The sequence below is a fragment of the Peribacillus sp. NPDC101481 genome (genome assembly GCF_044767165.1).
Classification (GTDB): domain Bacteria; phylum Bacillota; class Bacilli; order Bacillales; family DSM-1321; genus Peribacillus.
The window spans coordinates 311,653-327,340 of sequence record NZ_JBIWNJ010000004.1 but is presented as its reverse complement, the minus strand read 5'-3'; the positions used below and the strand labels follow the sequence as shown (position 1 = coordinate 327,340).

Below are 15,688 nucleotides of genomic sequence, written 5' to 3'. Positions count from 1 at the left end.
ATTAATATGCTTCCACTGGTAAAGAATAGGGATATCTGACTTTAGACACCGCTCTTCTATAAGAAGTGCGGTGGAGTCTTCTTTAGAAAGGATTGAACGTATGGACTTACAAGCTGCAGAGAAGAAAATTCTAGAGCTGCAAACGCTGTTGAACCAATACAGCTATGAATATTATGTCATGGACCAGCCATCAGTACCTGATGCTGAATATGATCGTCTGCTCCGTGAACTTATTGAGTATGAGGAGAAATTTCCGGAACTGCAAACGGCGGACTCACCGACACAACGGGTCGGTGGCGCCATTTTGGATATGTTTGAAAAAGTGGAGCATACCACACCAATGCTTAGTTTAGGCAATGCCTTCAATGAAAGTGACTTACGGGATTTTGACAGAAAGGTCAGACAATCTGTAGGTGACGATTTTTCCTATGTATGTGAATTGAAAATTGATGGACTTGCCGTCACTCTTCAATATGAAAATGGATATTTCGTAAGAGGGGCAACCCGTGGAGATGGAACGATCGGTGAAGATATTACCGCTAATTTAAAAACGATCAAATCGATTCCATTGAAGCTGCGGGAGCCGGTTGCCATAGAAGTGCGCGGTGAGGCCTTCATGCCAAAAAAATCATTCGAATCATTAAACAAGGCTAAGGAAGAACGCAGTGAGGAACCATTTGCAAACCCAAGAAATGCAGCTGCGGGCTCGTTAAGGCAGCTTGACCCAAAACTTGCTGCGAAACGTAGCTTGGATATTTTCCTTTATGCGATTGCCGATTTGGGCGAAACAGGGGTCCGTTCCCACAGTGAGGGTCTGGATTTATTGGATCGACTCGGATTTAAGACGAATCGGGAAAGAAAAAGATGCTCGAATATAGAAGAAGTGCTGGCCTATATAGTAGAATGGACGGAACAACGTCCAAACTTAGCCTATGATATTGATGGAATTGTCGTAAAGGTGGATTCCCTTGAACAGCAGGATGAATTAGGATTTACTGCAAAAAGTCCGCGATGGGCGATTGCTTATAAATTCCCAGCTGAAGAAGTCATTACAACCCTAAGGGATATCGAGCTGAATGTTGGCCGTACGGGTGTATTGACCCCTACCGCAGTTTTGGATCCCGTTCGGGTAGCAGGTACCACTGTACAGCGAGCTTCACTTCACAACGAAGACTTAATCCGTGAAAAGGACATCAGAATCGGAGATCAAGTGGTCGTGAAAAAAGCGGGCGATATCATTCCAGAGGTAGTCAATGTGCTGGCAGACCGCCGTACAGGGGAAGAAGTCGAGTTCCAGATGCCGACTGAGTGCCCGGAATGCAGCAGTGAACTTGTCCGGCTGGACGGGGAGGTTGCTTTACGCTGCATCAACCCGAAGTGTCCTGCACAAATACGGGAAGGTTTGATTCACTTTGTTTCCCGTACAGCAATGAATATAGACAGTCTTGGTGAAAAAGTGATTAGCTTGTTATTTAAAGAAGAACTCATACAAGATGTGGCTGATATTTATAAGCTTACATACGATCAACTGATTGCTTTGGAAAGGATGGGGGATAAATCCGTCAATAAACTTCTTCAAGCAATCGAAGCTTCGAAGACCAACTCGTTGGAAAAATTACTATTCGGGCTGGGCATTCGCCATGTTGGTTCCAAAGCTGCCAAGACGCTTGCGAGGGAATTCGGGACGATGGAGGCCTTAAGCAGGGCGAGCCGTGAAGAACTAACGGCCATTAATGAAATAGGCGATAAGATGGCTGATTCCATCGTAGCTTATTTTGAATTGGAAGAAGTCCATGCATTATTGAATGAGCTGGATGCAGCCGGTGTGAATCTTACTTTCAAAGGGCAAAGAGCTATTTCTATAGAAGATATCGACTCCATTTTTTCCGGTAAAACAGTCGTTTTAACGGGGAAACTGCATCAGTTAACACGTAACGAAGCAAAAGAGAAATTAGAGGCGCTAGGAGCTAATGTTGCTGGAAGTGTCAGCAAGAAAACCGATTTGGTCGTAGCTGGCGAAGATGCCGGTTCCAAACTGGCAAAAGCTGAAAGCCTAGGCGTCATGGTATGGGATGAAGAGAGACTGATTGAGGAACTAAATAAATAAGAGGTGTAGCTATGAGGAAACACTCTATTTTGGGGATGATTCTTATACTGCTTCTTGCTGGATGTGCGCCTAGTTTTGAGGATAAGCAAGAGGTAGTTCAAGACTCCAAAGACAAAAAAGAATCGGCAATTATTCCGAAGTATAAAATTTCGGAAGAATATTATCAAACAATCCTACCGTTTGAACCATCAAAAGCACGCGGTTTGGTCGTATCCAATCTAAATACCCGATATGACATTGAAGAATTCGAAAATGGTTTGATGCGGTTGGCACAAACCCAATTCGACCCGGAAGATTACCTGTTTCAAGAGGGGCAAATGCTAGATAGTTCCACGATATCTTCCTGGCTGAACAGAAAATATACCGATAGTCAGTTGAAAGAAAAGAAGAAGAAAGCCTCAGAGAACCTTGGCTTGAATCCGGTTGATCCGGGTAAAGGTGACATTGATAAGCGGAATGAAGAAAATCCGATCTATCTTGCCCATATTTTAGAACATAATTACTTGGTGAAAACAAAAGATAATTCAGTGAGCCTTGGCGGAGTTGTAATAGGTCTTGCGTTGAATTCAGTGCATTACTATCAAAAGGAAGAATTCGGTGCCACCTATGAAAATAAAATCGATAGTAACAAGCTAAAGCAAGAAGGGGAGAAAATTGCTGCAGAAGTCCTGAAAAGGCTGCGTAAAATGGACAAGCTGAAAAATGTTCCGATTACGATTGCCTTATTCGAGCAAAATGAAAAATCTTCAGTAGTCCCTGGGAATTTCATTTCCTATACGAATATCGATAAAAACTCTGACAATATTGGAAAATGGACGAACCTGGACGAAGAGTATTTCCTATTTCCTTCTGCAGGGGCTGAAAAAAAATACCGTGATGACGTCAATACATTCACGAACTTTAAAGAAGATGTCGAAGAATACTTCCCTAACTTTAACGGAGTCATCGGCAGGGCGTTCTATATGGATGATCAATTGCAAAGTCTGAACATCGATATCCCCATTCAATTTTATGGGAACTCCGAAGCGATCGGCTTTACCCAATATGTTGCTGGCCTTGTAATGGAACGTTTCCCGAACTATATTGCCGTACAGGTATCCATCACCTCTGTAAATGGACCTGAAGCACTCATAGTCCGTGAAGCGAATCAGGACGAACCAACCGTTCATATATATGAATGAAAAAAGATGAAGCTTAGCGGCTTCATCTTTTTTGTGTCCCGCTTTTAAATGGGAATGTATCCAAAATAACCTTTAAACAGGAAGTAAACCCTTCCATCTTAGGGAGCAACTGCTTTAAAAAGGGAACATTTGTCGAATTTTAAAGGACTTATTGTCATTTCCCCGGAAATTCCGGCAACTTCCCCATATTTCCCGGAAAATATCTCTTTTTCCTTATGAAATAATTGAATTTCGACATTGTATCTCTTGTTGCTTTACTGTGTAATAGTTTGATATGATTTAAACGATGATTATATGGAGAAAAGCGACGAAATTCAGTCGATTTGGATATTTTTTCGGAGGTGAAGAGAATGTCACGTATTTCTATGGAACAAGTTAAACACGTTGCCCATTTGGCTCGTTTGGCCATTACGGAAGAAGAAGCACAACAGTTTCAGCATCAGCTTGACCAAATGATTTCATTCGCGGAGCAGTTGAATGAGCTTGATACGGATCAAGTAAACCCGACTTCTCACGTTTTGGATATGAAGAATGTTATGCGCGAAGATGTCGCAAAACCGGGATTGCCAGTTGAAGAAGTAGTTAAAAATGCACCGGATAGCAAAGAAGGATATATCCGTGTACCATCAATAATTGAATAAGGAGGGACAATGATGTCGTTGTTCGAACAAAAGGTTTCTGAGCTTCATGAACGCTTACATAAGAAAGAGATAAGTGTCACTGATCTTGTTAACGAATCGTATAAGCGAATCGGACAAGTAGAGAACAAGGTGAAGGCATTTTTGACACTTGATGAAGAAAACGCCCGCAATCAAGCAAAACGATTGGATGATCAATTGGTAAAAGGCGAGAACGAAGGCGCTTTATTTGGTATGCCAATCGGAGTGAAGGATAATATTGTCACTAAAAATTTGCGTACGACTTGTGCGAGCAAAATTTTGGAGAACTTTGATCCAATCTATGATGCAACCGTTGTTCAAAAGCTACAGAAAGCAGAAACGGTTACGATCGGGAAATTGAATATGGATGAGTTTGCGATGGGTTCTTCCAATGAGAACTCCGCATTTCAGGCAACACGCAACCCTTGGAACACGGAATATGTGCCAGGCGGTTCTTCGGGCGGTTCAGCTGCATCTGTCGCTTCCGGTGAAGTCCTATTCTCTTTAGGTTCCGATACGGGTGGATCGATCCGCCAACCAGCTGCCTATTGTGGAGTTGTCGGCTTAAAACCTACATATGGACGGGTTTCCCGATTCGGACTAGTAGCATTTGCGTCTTCACTGGATCAAATTGGGCCAGTTACAAGAACGGTTGAAGATAACGCCTATTTGCTTGAAGCGATTTCAGGTGTAGATCCAATGGATTCGACTTCTGCCAATGTTGACGTGCCGAATTTTGTGAATTCATTAACAGGCGATGTTAGAGGATTGAAAATAGCTGTGCCTAAGGAATATCTTGGTGAAGGCGTTGGTGAAGAAGCACGTAATTCCGTACTTGAAGCATTAAAAGTATTAGAGGGGCTTGGAGCTGAATGGGAAGAGGTATCCTTGCCGCATTCCAAATATGCTTTAGCTGCCTATTATCTGCTATCTTCATCGGAAGCTTCGGCTAACCTTTCACGTTTTGACGGTGTGCGTTACGGACACCGTACAGATAATGCAGAAACACTTATAGAAATGTATAAGCAAACCCGTGCAGAAGGATTCGGTGACGAAGTGAAACGCCGTATCATGCTTGGAACTTTCTCCTTAAGTTCAGGTTATTATGATGCTTATTATAAAAAGGCTCAAAAAGTACGTACGTTAATCAAAAAAGACTTTGAAGATGTTTTTGAAAAATACGATGTCATCGTTGGGCCGACTACACCTACGCCTGCATTTAAAATTGGTGAAAAAGTCGACGATCCATTAACGATGTATGCAAATGATATCTTGACGATTCCAGTCAATCTTGCTGGTGTACCGGGTATATCCGTGCCATGTGGATTCGCAGCGAATGGTCTTCCGCTTGGACTGCAAATGATTGGTAAGCATTTTGATGAAAGCACGATTTACCGCGCGGCTCACGCATTTGAGCAAGCAACAGATTTTCATAAACAATTTCCTAAGCTGTAAGGGGTGAAAAAAATGGACTTTGAAACGGTGATTGGTCTAGAAGTACACGTAGAATTAAAAACGGATTCTAAAATTTTCTCAGCGAGCCCAAATCATTTTGGTGCCGCTCCAAATAGTAACACGACTGTAATCGACCTAGGCTACCCAGGTGTATTGCCTGTCGTCAATAAAAAGGCTGTTGATTTTGCAATGAAGGCTGCAATTGCCCTGAATTGCGAAGTGGCGGAGATTACGAAATTCGACCGGAAAAACTACTTTTACCCGGACAATCCTAAAGCATACCAAATTTCACAATTCGATCAGCCGATCGGTGAGCATGGTTGGATTGAGATTGAGGTGGGCGGCAAGAAAAAGAAAATTGGCATTACCCGCATTCATATGGAAGAGGATGCTGGAAAGCTGACACATAAAGGGAACTATTCACTTTGTGATTATAACCGCCAAGGTACGCCTCTAGTTGAAATCGTATCCGAACCGGATATCACTTCCCCAGAAGAAGCTTATGCATATCTGGAAAAATTGAAATCCATCATTCAATACACCGGCGTTTCCGATTGTAAAATGGAAGAAGGCTCACTTCGCTGTGATGCCAACATTTCCTTGAAACCTGTCGGCCAAAAAGAATTCGGTACGAAAACCGAATTGAAAAACTTGAACTCATTCAACTTCGTCCGCAAAGGGTTGGAGCATGAAGAAATCCGCCAAGCGGAAATCTTGAATGAAGGCGGCATAATCGAACAGGAAACACGCCGGTTCGACGAAGCTACAGGCAGAACGGTACTAATGCGAATTAAGGAAGGCTCCGATGATTACCGTTACTTCCCGGAACCGGACTTATTGACAATTCATATCGATGAAGAATGGAAAGCGCGTATCGCTGCCGAGATTCCGGAACTTCCGGATGCCCGGAAAAAACGCTATGTCGAAGAATTTGGCTTACCTGAATATGATGCAGCCGTTTTAACGGTAACGAAAGAAAGTGCTGATTTCTTTGAAGCGACAGTCGCTTCAGGAGCTGATGCAAAACTGGCATCTAACTGGATCATGGGTGAGGTTTCCGCCTTCTTGAATGCAGAAGGTAAAGAGCTGCATGAAGTCAAATTGACTGCTGAATCGTTGGCTGGAATGATCAAGCTGATTGAAGATGGCACGATTTCTTCTAAAATCGCTAAAAAAGTTTTCAAAGAATTGATTGAAAACGGCGGGGATGCTGAAACGATCGTCAAGGAGAAGGGACTAGTCCAAATTTCCGATGAAGGCGCATTGCGTACAGCCGTTGAAGAAGCATTGAATAATAACCCGCAATCAATTGAAGATTTTAAGGCCGGTAAACAAAAAGCAATCGGCTTCCTTGTCGGACAGATCATGAAAGCGACAAAAGGACAAGCCAATCCACAGCTTGTTAATAAAATTTTGGTGGAAGAAATCAATAAACGTTAATATTGACCGTATCACTTTTAAAGTGGTACGGTTTTCTCTTGATTAAGAAAAGATTTTACTGTGAAAAAGCGAAAAAATTTTTGAGTTATCTGTAGGGGTAACTCCTTTTTGTGCGTCTATTACATGAATGATTAAAAGGAAAGGAGGAAGAGAAGTGACGGATGAGTTAGTTGAGAAGGTAAGGGCTGGGAATGATCATGCATTCCGAATGTTGATTGAAACATATAAACAGACGATTTATAGGACCGTCTATTCCGTCTTGCGGAATCAAAAGGATGCAGAAGATGTTACCCAGGAAGTCTTTATCAAAATCTACACCTCTCTTCCTCAATATAAGAACCAAGGTTTCAAAACCTGGATTACCCGAATTGCGGTAAATCATGCAATTGATTTAAAGAGAAAGAGGGAACGCCAAAAGGAAGAATTGCAGGAAGAACATTCATCGGAAGCTAATTTGGGCTTAACGGATGATGTCGAGGCGGTATTCTTTCTGAATGAAAGGCGAAAGCAAGTATTACGGAAGCTGAATGACCTTCCAGAGGGATATCGGGATGTTGTATATAGCTATTACATAAAGGAAAAGACATTCAAGCAAATTGCAGAGGAACAGCATATTCAAGTGAAATCTGTCGAGGTAAAGCTATATCGGGCAAGAAATTGGATGAGAAAACATTGGAAAGAGGAGGATTTTTCGTGAATCATGTTCCTGAAGCAGAATGGGTTGCATATTTGGCAGATGAAATACCAGAGGCTCTAAAAATTGAATATGAAAATCATCTATACTCCTGTGACAAGTGTTTGTCCGCCTATATGGAAGCGATGGAAAAAGAAGAAACCAGTCTGGACATCGAAGGATTTGATATTGCAGGTCCGGTCATGGACTCGATTAGCCGATTGAAAGAAGGTTCTGGTGAAGAGGCTAAACAACACCGAAAAGAGAAATCAATTCGGACGATTACAAGACATTATCTGATCGCGGCCGGGTTTACCATTTTATTGATGGCAGGCGGAGTATTTCAATCATTGACGGAATACGTGGATTCTGTGGAATCAAGCAGCGGAAGGGAAACGCAGTCCTTAACCGATGGACTTATTGATAAAACATTTAATTGGATGGACACAATCGAAAAGAAGAATAAGGAGGGGTTTAGAAATGAATAAAAGTCCGGTATTAGCTTTTTTATTATCGTTTCTGCCAGGTTTCGGACATTTTTACCTAGGAAGGAAATATAAAGGGTTATTTTATTTTCTTGCCACGGCTGGATTGGGGCTTGGAGGTCTATTTCTTTCGTTGATCAGTCAATCGGATGCGTTTCTGGCTTTTTCCGTTATTGGAATGGTGTTTTATTTCATCAGTATATTTGATTTGGTGGTCACCTCACTGAGGAATCCTAAAAATGAAGAGAATGTAGGGGCCGATCAGCCGGAGACGGAAAGATTTTATGTAATCATCCTGTCATTCGTTCCAGGATTAGGGCATTTTCAGCTGGGTCTCATGAATCGGGGACTCATTTTTCTCATCGGCTTTTTAGGCCTTGGCATCATGGTTGTATTCATCAGTGTGATGACACAATTGGAAGGTCTGTTGATATTCATGGCATTATTGCCTGTTATCTGGATTTACAGCTTTTTTGATTCTGTTCAACAGCTGAATAAAAAGCAAAGAGGTGAGGAGCTTATCGATCGGACCGTTTTGGAAGACTTCGAGGAGAGAAGGGAATCCGGGAAGAAGAGTAAATCGGTCGCGACTTTACTCGCCATTTTTCCTGGTGCAGGTCACTTATATTTGGGGCTGCAAAAACGTGGAATTCAATTGATGGCCGGCTTTTTATTCGCCATTTACATACTGGATTTACTCCGGTTAGGTTTCTTCTTTTTCCTTATTCCGATTATCTGGTTTTATAGTTTTTTTGATGGATTGCAAAAAGCCTCGAAAATGGAAGAGGGACCAGTAGAAGATACGCCCATCATTTCGGGTATGGTCAATCACCAAAAATGGCTAGGATTGGGGTTGGTGGGAATTGGAATCTATTTCTTGGCCAGTAATATAATCGTCCCGGCCATTGCCCCTCATTTGGATGAATGGATTGGAAGCAACTTGGAGTATTGGTTTAGAGATTATTTTCAAAAAGGACTTGTATGCATCCTTCTCATAGGCGGGGGAATCAAACTGCTGTCGGGAAGTAAAAAAGGTAGAGCCGAGGAGGAGACTAAATGAGAACATGGAGAGTCGGAACGATTTCAATGGGGATCTCCCTGGTTGGTTTGGGTTTTGTTTTACTCGTTTCTCAAATTTCGGATATGAATTTGACGACGATTCTGCTATCGTGGTGGCCGTTGCTGTTCATTATCTTGGGTGCAGAGATTCTCTTTTATATTTATTTTTCCAGAAAAGAAAGTTCTTTTGTAAAGTATGATATTCTTAGCATTCTTTTCGTTGGATTGCTTGGAACGACGGGAATAGTTTTAATTCTGCTTACATCCAGCGGATTGTTGGATCAAGTTAGGGCTGCCGTTAATAGTGAAGAGAAAACGGTCAATTTGCCTGGTTTCAATCAAAAGGCAGGAAAGGGCATACAGAGAGTTGTCCTGGACACTGGTTCATACCCATTGACAATTGAAAGTGGTAAGGACGAAGAAGTTTCCGTTTTTGGAACATATGGTGAGCGGGTAATGGAAGATGATGATTCATTGTTGAACAAAGCGGAAGATTATTTACTTGTTGAAAGAAATGGTGATACTCTTTATATTAGCTTCAAGGATTTACCGAGTCAAAATGGACTTTTGGACAGTGGTACAAGGAATCTTAAGGCAACCCTTATAATCCCTGCTGAATTGGCAGTGGAAATTGACGGACAAAGTACCGATCTTGTCTTGAAGCCTAGAAACCTCTTGAATGACTGGAGTGTGAAGGACAGCGGAAATCTAAGTGTAGTCCTTCAGGATAATAGTGATATCAAGATAGATGCTAGAGGGGTCGAGGAACTTGAAGGCCCCGAGAGTGGCTGGAAGATGACTGAAGTGAAAAAAGGAACAAGTGATGAAGGCATTGTAAAAAAGAATGGGATATTCAATACTGGTGATGGGAAACATACTTTAATGGTTACCGATACATTTAACGTGAACGTTCAATATCCATGATTGAAATCATTTACTAGAATAAAATTGTAAAAAGCATTATAATTTTCCCTGATGCGATTTCTAGTAAAATGTAAAAGATATGGACCGAAATACGGTCCTCTTTTTTTCGAATATTGCTTTTCATGTAACGAAGGATTAAGATGTAAATTATGGAATCAATATGTATAAGGATGATGGGAAATGAAAAGAGCAAGGTTGATTTACAACCCGACTTCGGGCCGGGAAGCCATTAAGAAGAGCCTGCCAGGTGTGCTAGCAAAACTTGAAGAAGCTGGTTATGAAGCTTCTGCACATGCGACGACCGGTGCCGGGGATGCGACGAAAGCGGCTAAGATAGCGATTGAACGCGGCTATGATGTAGTTATTGCAGCAGGAGGCGACGGTACGATTTATGAGGTTGTTAATGGACTGGCCACTGCAGAGAAACGTCCGAAACTAGGAATCATTCCGACGGGAACGACCAATGATTTCGCCCGGGCGCTGCATTTACCGAAGTCGATCGAAGGAGCGGCCGAAATTATAGCCGGTGGGCATACGATGCCGGTCGATATCGGGAAAATGAACGATAAGTATTTCATCAATATTGCTGGCGGGGGCAGATTGACCGAATTGACCTACGACGTGCCAATCAAGCTGAAAACCATGCTTGGTCAGCTAGCCTACTATATTAAAGGAATTGAAATGCTTCCTTCAATTAAGCCGACGGAAGTTTCTATTGAATATGATGGAAAGCTTTTTGAAGGAGAGATCATGCTTTTCTTGGTGGCTAACACGAATTCGGTCGGCGGCTTCGAGAAACTGGCTCCTGACGCCTCTTTGAATGATGGGATGTTCACGTTGCTTATTTTGAAAAAGGCAAACCTCGCTGATATTGTCCGTGTCGCAACATTGGCAATGCGCGGTGAACATATACATGATAAAAACGTCATTTATGAAAAAGCCAATCGAATTAAAGTACATGCCAAAAAGGACATGATGCTTAACTTGGATGGGGAATTTGGCGGGATGGCCCCAGCTGAATTCGTAAATCAGTACCGCCATTTTGATGTATTCATCCCGCAAGGAATACTGCCGGATGATCCGGCAAATAAATAGGTTGAAGTGGCCACTGAATCTGGTGGCCTTTTCAGTTTAATGAAGCAAGGAGAATTACAAACATGTATATCAGGAAAGCGACACCGGACGATGCAAAAAAGGCAGCCGTATTGACACGGTTAGCGATTAAGGAAATTGCAGAGGTTTTGACTGGTGAAACGGAAGAAGAAAAGATACTTTCCGTTCTTGCCGATTTGTTCAGGAAAAGTGGGAATCGGGTCAGCTATGAAAATACGCTTGTCAGTGAACATGATGGACAAGTATCTGGATTGATCATTGCTTACCATGGCAAGGATGCCGAAAGCTTGGATGAACCGATAGTGAAACAATTAAGGATGAAGATGAAAGACCCAAGCGTTACGCTCGATAAGGAAGCGGAAATGAGAGACTTTTATTTGGATACAGTATCCGTCGACCCGGATTTTCAAGGAAAAGGTATTGGCAGTGCACTGATTCAATATGTTGAGGGATATGCTAAACATAAGGGATATCCAAGGGTTTCTTTGGTTGTTGAAAAGGAAAATGAAGCGGCGAATCGTCTCTATGGCAGATTGGGGTATGTGGAAATTAAAACCATTCCGATTAGCGGTCATGAATTTCGCTATATGGTAAAGGAAATAGAAGAACCTCCTGTTTAACAGGGGGTTCTTTTTACTCATTTAATATATGGCACTGTATGCGATTACATTTGCTGTCCATTCATGGCGGCCCAATCAGCGTAAGCGCCGGTGCCATTACAGCCGGGACAGTCGTGTATATCGGAAAAATGATATTCCGTAGGTACGAAGGAGCTGTATCCACGTCCGTAACAATCTGGACAGAGGCCTTTTTCCTCCATACTTGCACGATGTTTTTCTAACCTTGTAGCATTCCAGGCCGATATAGAGTTAAATAAACCCATTTCCTCACCTCATCTGTTTTTCCTTATTTTTCTTTTTTTAGTGAACTTTTATTCATGGAACTATGAAAAATCCGTAATTCCTTCCACTATATTTTTATGAAAACCAAGGTAAATTGGTGAGCGGTTTTGTGACAAGGCCTCTATTGTGGTAAAATACAGGCTAGCATAAAAAAGAAAAGAGAAGATGATATGAAAAAAACAGCACCAGTTGCTAAAAATGATATTATAGAGGTTTTATTTGAAGATTTAACACATGAAGGGGCTGGCGTCGCTAAAGTCGATGGCTACCCGATCTTTGTTCAGAGCGCCCTTCCAGGTGAAAAAGCAAAAATTAAAGTGATGAAAGCTAATAAGGGTTATGGCTTCGGCCGCTTGATGGAGATTATCGAAAACAGTCCATACCGTGTTGAGGTCACGACCGAAGATTACCCTAAATACGGTGGTTGTCAGCTGCAGCATATGAGCTATGAAGGACAGTTGGAATTCAAGGAAAAGCAAGTGCGTGAAGTGATGACACGAATCGGGAAACTTGAGGATGCGAAGGTTCACCCGATCATCGGGATGGAGAACCCGACCCACTATCGCAATAAAGCGCAAGTACCTGTTGGTGAAAAGGATGGCAAGCTAATAGCTGGATTCTTCAAACCGCGGACACATGAAATTGTTGAAACGAAAGAAAGCATTATCCAAAATGAAGTGATCAATGAAGCCGTTCAAGTTGTTAAGGAGATTTTCAGTAAACTTGGTATTCCTGCTTATAATGAAGAGGCACATAAAGGTGTTTTACGGCACATCATGGCCCGTTATGGCAAGCAAACAGGCGAATTAATGATTGTTCTTGTTACAAGAACGAAAAGTATTCCTTTCATCGAAACCATCGTGAAGGAAATCGTTGAACGTCTTCCGCAAGTGAAATCCATTGTTCAAAACGTGAATTCCAAGAAAACGAATGTTATCTTAGGCGATAAAATGACTGTACTATGGGGCGACGAAGTGATTCATGATATGATCGGTGATGTGAAGTTTGCGATTTCAGCAAAATCCTTCTACCAAATCAATCCAGACCAAACGAAAGTCCTTTATGATAAAGCTCTTGAATATGCAGGGCTGACGGGTGAAGAAACGGTGATAGATGCTTATTGCGGCATTGGAACCATCTCTTTATTTTTAGCTAAAAAGGCGAAAAAAGTAATCGGTGTCGAAGTGGTCGAAGATGCGATAGAAGACGCACGCCGCAACGCTGAATTGAATGAAATCTCAAATGCAGAATTCATGGTCGGCGACGCAGGTAACGTTATTGCTGAATGGTATCAAAAGGGCAACACTGCGGATGTCATCGTTGTGGATCCGCCTCGCAAAGGTTGTGAAGAATCCCTTCTGAATACGATCATCGAGATGAAACCTAACAAAGTCGTATACGTATCATGCAACCCAGGCACTTTAGCGCGTGATCTTCATATATTGGAAGAAGGCGGATATAAAGCGGTTGATATCCAGCCTGTCGATATGTTCCCAATGACGACACATGTTGAAAATGTAGTGTTATTAGAGTTGAAATGAATGAGTGTGGCCCGGTCTAATTGACTGGGCCTACAGTTTTTCTATGGCTTGTACAATTTGGACGTTGATTTTTGTTTAAGGCACTCGTTTTCCGCGGGTCTCCCTAGACGCGCTTTTCCCTACAAACTGTGGTCCCGGTCTAAATGATCGGGACCTTTTTACCGTAATTAGTTTGAGGGGAAGGGAGGGACATTTTTTTTTTTTTTTTTTTTTCATGTTTATTCTTGACGCTTTGACTTGGACATATATTAAGGAATATATGGATTGGGAGGCAAGGTGATTTTATTAATTTTCAAAAAGCGGTGGCTGTAATTGTTGGTAGCTTTTTGGTGGGCATTGGAATCAATGGTTTTTTAGTTCCCCATCATTTAATAGATGGCGGCGTTATTGGGATTGCACTTATCCTTCATTATTTCTTTGGTTTTCAAACGGGGCTTTCCATGTTGATCCTTAGTATTCCTATATTTTTATATGCCTGGTACTATGAACGGCCTTTTTTCTATAGCAGCGTTCACGGATTGCTTTTGACATCCCTTTTTATGGATTGGCTTAATCCATTGAAAAAGGTCTTTTCCATTTCGATACTAACAAGCTCTTTGATTGGCGGTGCCATCATAGGGATGGGCATAGGACTCATGCTTCGATATGAGACAAGCAGCGGGGGAACGGATATGTTAGCTAAAATCATCTCAAAATCTACTTCCATGGATATTGCTTTGGCGATTATCGTCATAGATACACTAATCATTTCAGCTGCAGCATTTACCTTAGGGATCGAAATTTTTCTTTTTTCATGTGTGACGATCGTCATCATTGGACTGATCACATCGCTTATGAAAGTAAGGAATAATTAGTTCCTTAAGATATAGGCTACTTCATCTATTGCCCTTTGCAGCTTTTCGCTATTTTTGCTGAACATCTCTTTAGCTTCCTTTGATTCAGTTCCAAGGGCAAACAACTCTAAGTCCGCTTGGCATTTTTTCAAGGTCGCGAGCAAAAGAGGTTTTTCTTGAGGGGAAGGAACTTTAAGCTTATCATCATAAAGGTCCACAGTTAATTCTCCGTTAGAATTAGCTTGACCAAGAAACACATTTTCTAGGAGTACACCCAGCTTATCCAATTCAGTATGAAGCCAATTTCGGTTCAGACCAATCGTGGAAAGTGGTTCATCAAGTATGCTGCCGTCCATAATGATGGTTTGTGGCTCCTTTACTGCAGCTACAGGCAAGTTAAGGTCCTTGGCTGTTATAGGTTGATTTTGCTTCTTTAACATTACGGAAAAATCCCCGTTGGCTTCCAATAAGGCAAACTCAACTTCAGAAATATCGAAGACATCCTTTTTCCGGAGCAATCCTAACAATTCATCGATGGTATATTTCTCTTTTTTTAAATTATCTTCCATGACTTTCCCATCTTTGATTAAAACCGATGCTTTTCCTTCCACAAGATCACGGAAAGTTTTACTTTTTAAGGATATTAAACCTGCAATGAAGGGTGCTATGGCAAAAACGAGAATGGACAGTACGCCATGTATAATATTGCCCTCCACTTTTGTAGCTAATTCTGCCCCAACATTACCAATGGTTATGCCCGTTACATATTCAAAAAAGGAGAGCTGGGATAATTGTTTTTTTCCTAACACTTTAGTGATCAAAAAAAGAACAATTAAAAAGAAAAATGAACGCAAAACAATTTCTATCCAACCCGGCATTACCAAACACCTCCTGCTTGATCATGGTCATTAAAAACCTTTATATTGCGGTTCTTCCCTTTCTAACTCGCCTACGCGCTTCTGTACATCCTTAATAACTTCATTCACCACCAGCATCGTTTCATGTAAGATGCGTTTAGATTCATCGTCTTGAGTCCGGAGTGCTAAGCTGGATAAACCTGCTTCAACTCCTTTTAGGCTAGATACACATTGCTTTACATTGGAAGCTATCGTCATGCAGCATCCTCCTAATCTTTAGGTCTATGGGTCAGAACACTCCAGGCTGTTATCCCATGCACCGGTTACTTCAAACATGCGAGCGGCAACAACCGAACAATCCAGTCTTTTCCGCATCCGCTAACGCTTCCGAAACCACCTCCGCAGAATGTTCATCCGGTATGAGCAGGCGTCTGTTTGTATACTTCAAATCTTATCTGT

16 protein-coding genes are annotated in these 15,688 nt (G+C 41.8%); 14 read left to right on the top strand and 2 right to left on the bottom strand.

The window, feature by feature from the left end; translation table 11 throughout:
• Nucleotides 1-100: 100 nt before the first annotated feature.
• The 14 genes from ligA to ACIROD_RS23140 all read left to right on the top strand — a co-directional run bounded on the left by ligA (nucleotide 101) and on the right by ACIROD_RS23140 (nucleotide 14,393).
• Nucleotides 101-2,107 (top strand): NAD-dependent DNA ligase LigA, encoded by a 2,007-nt coding sequence (gene ligA, locus ACIROD_RS23205; RefSeq protein WP_402944725.1) that lies wholly within the window; start codon nucleotides 101-103, stop codon nucleotides 2,105-2,107.
• Between the two features lie 11 nt (nucleotides 2,108-2,118).
• Entirely contained in the window at nucleotides 2,119-3,288 is a 1,170-nt protein-coding gene (locus ACIROD_RS23200; RefSeq protein WP_402944721.1) for a CamS family sex pheromone protein, read from the top strand.
• Between the two features lie 350 nt (nucleotides 3,289-3,638).
• Complete coding sequence (gene gatC / locus ACIROD_RS23195; protein WP_076372748.1) at nucleotides 3,639-3,929, top strand: Asp-tRNA(Asn)/Glu-tRNA(Gln) amidotransferase subunit GatC; 291 nt, start codon at nucleotides 3,639-3,641, stop codon at nucleotides 3,927-3,929.
• A 12-nt stretch (nucleotides 3,930-3,941) separates the two neighbouring features.
• Nucleotides 3,942-5,402: an Asp-tRNA(Asn)/Glu-tRNA(Gln) amidotransferase subunit GatA gene (gene gatA / locus ACIROD_RS23190; RefSeq protein WP_402944718.1), complete on the top strand. Its 1,461-nt coding sequence runs from the start codon at nucleotides 3,942-3,944 to the stop codon at nucleotides 5,400-5,402.
• Nucleotides 5,403-5,414: 12 nt separating this feature from the next.
• A complete protein-coding gene (gene gatB, locus ACIROD_RS23185; RefSeq protein WP_101225011.1) occupies nucleotides 5,415-6,842 on the top strand; it encodes an Asp-tRNA(Asn)/Glu-tRNA(Gln) amidotransferase subunit GatB in 1,428 nt (475 codons plus the stop codon).
• A 154-nt stretch (nucleotides 6,843-6,996) separates the two neighbouring features.
• The gene (locus tag ACIROD_RS23180) at nucleotides 6,997-7,539 is read left to right on the top strand and encodes an RNA polymerase sigma factor (RefSeq protein WP_230177948.1); all 543 of its coding nucleotides are present in this window, start codon (nucleotides 6,997-6,999) and stop codon (nucleotides 7,537-7,539) included.
• On the top strand, nucleotides 7,536-8,003 hold the full coding sequence (locus tag ACIROD_RS23175; RefSeq protein ID WP_402944713.1) for a hypothetical protein: 468 nt from the start codon (nucleotides 7,536-7,538) through the stop codon (nucleotides 8,001-8,003). The genes ACIROD_RS23180 and ACIROD_RS23175 overlap by 4 nt, the downstream gene beginning before the upstream one ends.
• Nucleotides 7,996-9,060, top strand: coding sequence for a hypothetical protein (locus tag ACIROD_RS23170; protein WP_402944710.1), 1,065 nt, complete (start codon nucleotides 7,996-7,998; stop codon nucleotides 9,058-9,060). The genes ACIROD_RS23175 and ACIROD_RS23170 overlap by 8 nt, the downstream gene beginning before the upstream one ends.
• Complete coding sequence (locus ACIROD_RS23165) at nucleotides 9,057-9,983, top strand: LiaF transmembrane domain-containing protein (RefSeq protein ID WP_402944707.1); 927 nt, start codon at nucleotides 9,057-9,059, stop codon at nucleotides 9,981-9,983. The genes ACIROD_RS23170 and ACIROD_RS23165 overlap by 4 nt, the downstream gene beginning before the upstream one ends.
• A 180-nt stretch (nucleotides 9,984-10,163) precedes the next feature.
• Nucleotides 10,164-11,078: a diacylglycerol kinase gene (locus ACIROD_RS23160; protein WP_101225006.1), complete on the top strand. Its 915-nt coding sequence runs from the start codon at nucleotides 10,164-10,166 to the stop codon at nucleotides 11,076-11,078.
• A gap of 62 nt (nucleotides 11,079-11,140) precedes the next feature.
• Entirely contained in the window at nucleotides 11,141-11,716 is a 576-nt protein-coding gene (locus ACIROD_RS23155) for a GNAT family N-acetyltransferase (RefSeq protein ID WP_101225005.1), read from the top strand.
• 38 nt (nucleotides 11,717-11,754) lie between these two features.
• Nucleotides 11,755-11,937: a hypothetical protein gene (locus tag ACIROD_RS23150; protein WP_157831128.1), complete on the top strand. Its 183-nt coding sequence runs from the start codon at nucleotides 11,755-11,757 to the stop codon at nucleotides 11,935-11,937.
• Between the two features lie 231 nt (nucleotides 11,938-12,168).
• Complete coding sequence (rlmD, locus tag ACIROD_RS23145; RefSeq protein ID WP_101225003.1) at nucleotides 12,169-13,539, top strand: 23S rRNA (uracil(1939)-C(5))-methyltransferase RlmD; 1,371 nt, start codon at nucleotides 12,169-12,171, stop codon at nucleotides 13,537-13,539.
• Nucleotides 13,540-13,868: 329 nt separating this feature from the next.
• On the top strand, nucleotides 13,869-14,393 hold the full coding sequence (locus tag ACIROD_RS23140) for a YitT family protein (RefSeq protein ID WP_402944701.1): 525 nt from the start codon (nucleotides 13,869-13,871) through the stop codon (nucleotides 14,391-14,393).
• Here ACIROD_RS23140 and ACIROD_RS23135 read toward each other — a convergent pair.
• Nucleotides 14,390-15,250 carry a DUF421 domain-containing protein gene (locus tag ACIROD_RS23135; protein WP_402944698.1) on the bottom strand — a complete coding sequence of 287 codons (861 nt, stop codon included), beginning with the start codon at nucleotides 15,248-15,250 and terminating at the stop codon, nucleotides 14,390-14,392. The genes ACIROD_RS23140 and ACIROD_RS23135 overlap by 4 nt on opposite strands.
• A 30-nt stretch (nucleotides 15,251-15,280) precedes the next feature.
• Nucleotides 15,281-15,487 (bottom strand): DUF1657 domain-containing protein, encoded by a 207-nt coding sequence (locus ACIROD_RS23130; protein ID WP_101225000.1) that lies wholly within the window; start codon nucleotides 15,485-15,487, stop codon nucleotides 15,281-15,283.
• Between the last annotated feature and the right edge of the window lie 201 nt (nucleotides 15,488-15,688).